The organism is Sphaerotilus uruguayifluvii, from assembly GCF_013294065.1.
Classification (GTDB): domain Bacteria; phylum Pseudomonadota; class Gammaproteobacteria; order Burkholderiales; family Burkholderiaceae_C; genus Sphaerotilus; species Sphaerotilus uruguayifluvii.
The window spans coordinates 1-2,145 of the sequence record NZ_JABSNM010000041.1; the positions used below are offsets into that span (position 1 = coordinate 1).

A 2,145-nucleotide genomic window follows, 5' to 3' on the forward strand; every position below is an offset into this window, starting at 1 on the left:
CAGTTCGTCGTGCGGTACTTCGTCCGCTTCTTCTTGGCTTCGCTCACCGCGTCAGTCTACGAGCGCTCGGACGCTCGCTTTGTGCAACAGAGCCGGCTGCCGTTACAACGATGGCGTAAACGGCAAACTCTGCTGCAGGGTTTGGGGTCGATTTTTACAGGGGAGAAAGCATGCAGAAAATTGAAAAAGTCCTTGCGCAACAAAGGCTTGCGCGCGGCACAGGTGCAGGTGAAAGTCTGCAAGTGGCTGTTACGCCTGCAGGGCGTGCGGTCTAATTTACGTTAGACATCGCAAATATACCCTGATGAAGCGGCGCCTACTCTTCGCGTCTTACAGTCGGCACGACAGAGAAATCGTGAGGCAAATGTGCGCGCTACTGCGAATTAGCGGTGCAGAGGTATTCCGAGACGAGGATGCCATCAAACCGGGAAAGAAGTGGCGAGCCGTCTTGGCGGACAACTTGCTACGAGCCGACTGCGTTCTCTTGTTCTGGTCAGCAAATTCGGCCGCATCTGAACCCGTACGCGAGGAGTACGAAGAGGCAATTGCAAAGAAGGTTGACATTGCACCAGTGCTTCTTGATGGAACGCCCCTCCCCAGTTCACTAGCCGAGTATCAATGGTTGGACTTTCGTGGTGTTGTATCCGTCTCACCTGTCCCTGAAAGACCGATGCCGTCGACTCCAGGCGCTGTCATTGGAGCGGCCGTGATCGGCGGATTGATTGGCAGCGTGGTGGGGGCAATATTGGGCGGAAAGGTGAGTCCGAACGAAGATCCCACCGTCCTACTCTCACCTAGAGAGCTTTCACAGACGGAGAGAGCAACTCTCGAAACGCAGTTTGAGCGGAGGTTCGCACGATAATGCCTAGCCCTTCATTCCACCGGACCGCCTCCGGCGGCCGGTGAATTCAAACGTTAGGCTCCACAATTTCCACACCTGCAAAGCATGAGCAATAATCAATCAAAACAGGTATTTGTAGCGTACGCATACGGCCTCTACGACAAGCGAGACTATCGCAAGGTTTTCTCGAGCCTCGAAAAGGTCTTTGGTGTTCGATTCATTTTCGCAGATGAGAAAATCACCAACATGCATATTCTCCAGAAAATTCTAAGTTACATTCGCAGCTCGGACTTTTCGATATTCGACATTTCCGCATGGAATCCGAATGTTACACTTGAGCTCGGCATTGCGTTAGCGCTATCCGAAAACTGGTACATCTGCTTCAACCCAAGCCAAACGAACCTGTCTGAAGTTCCTAGCGACATTCGGGGCATTGATCGTATTCAGTACATAAGCTTCGCTGACCTAGAAGATAAGCTCACCGTCTTACTTGACCAGCGCTACCCGAGAAGTAGCCGCATAGGTGTTGATGATTATCTGGCGGGGCTAGAAAGCGATATTACAGACCTATTGAAACGCGAGCCAGGATTAGGTGTGGTAGAAGTCTCCGACATACTCGGAGTTCACAAACGAATGGCTCAAGTTGCTGTTCGGCAAATGCTTGAGTCAGGAAAGCTGCGTAGCGAAGGCAAGACAAAAGGTGTCAAATACTTCATCGCAGAACCAGTTGTTAAGTTATCGACCAGAAGGCGACTTCCCCGCGGCGCCTAACTGGGCGTTCAACGTGGACGCCACGGCAGGCCATGCCTTCGGCATTTTCATGGCCTGCCGCGGTACCCTCCGCACTACGTGCTCCGGCGCCGGTTAACTGGGGCGTTGGGCGCCAGGGGTACACGTGACATGAGCAATAGCGCGCTAAGCCTGTTTTTATCCTACTCGCACAAGGATGAAGCGTTCCGCAGCGAGTTGGTGGGGCATCTCGCACCGCTTAAACACCAAGGTATTATTCTAGAATGGACGGACCGTCAGATTTCACCCGGTTCTGAATGGGAGCCCGAGATTTTGGAAAAGTTGGGTCAAGCGGACATTGTTATACTTCTTATTTCGTCTGATTTTATTAACTCAAAGTATTGCTACGGAGTTGAGCTAGAGCGCGCGCTTGAAAAGCATCGTGATAAGTCGGCACGCGTTATCCCCGTCATTGCGCGAGGCTCTGTTGCACAAATCCACGAGCAGACGCCCTGACCCCAACCCCGGACGGACTCATGCCACGGCACCCACCGGCACGGTCTGCGGCCGGCCGA

General features: G+C 53.0%; 4 protein-coding genes. All 4 read left to right on the forward strand.

Annotated elements, in window-relative coordinates:
• Positions 1-285: hypothetical protein (locus tag HNQ01_RS22255; protein WP_217427655.1), on the forward strand; the 285-nt coding region annotated here is incomplete at its 5' end.
• A 19-nt stretch (positions 286-304) separates the two neighbouring features.
• Positions 305-862, forward strand: coding sequence for a TIR domain-containing protein (locus HNQ01_RS22655; RefSeq protein WP_173807654.1), 558 nt, complete (start codon positions 305-307; stop codon positions 860-862).
• A gap of 84 nt (positions 863-946) precedes the next feature.
• Positions 947-1,612, forward strand: a complete 666-nt coding sequence (locus HNQ01_RS22060; RefSeq protein WP_173807655.1) for a hypothetical protein — start codon at positions 947-949, stop codon at positions 1,610-1,612.
• A 129-nt stretch (positions 1,613-1,741) separates the two neighbouring features.
• Positions 1,742-2,086 (forward strand): toll/interleukin-1 receptor domain-containing protein, encoded by a 345-nt coding sequence (locus HNQ01_RS22065; protein ID WP_173807656.1) that lies wholly within the window; start codon positions 1,742-1,744, stop codon positions 2,084-2,086.
• The last annotated feature ends 59 nt before the right edge of the window (positions 2,087-2,145 follow it).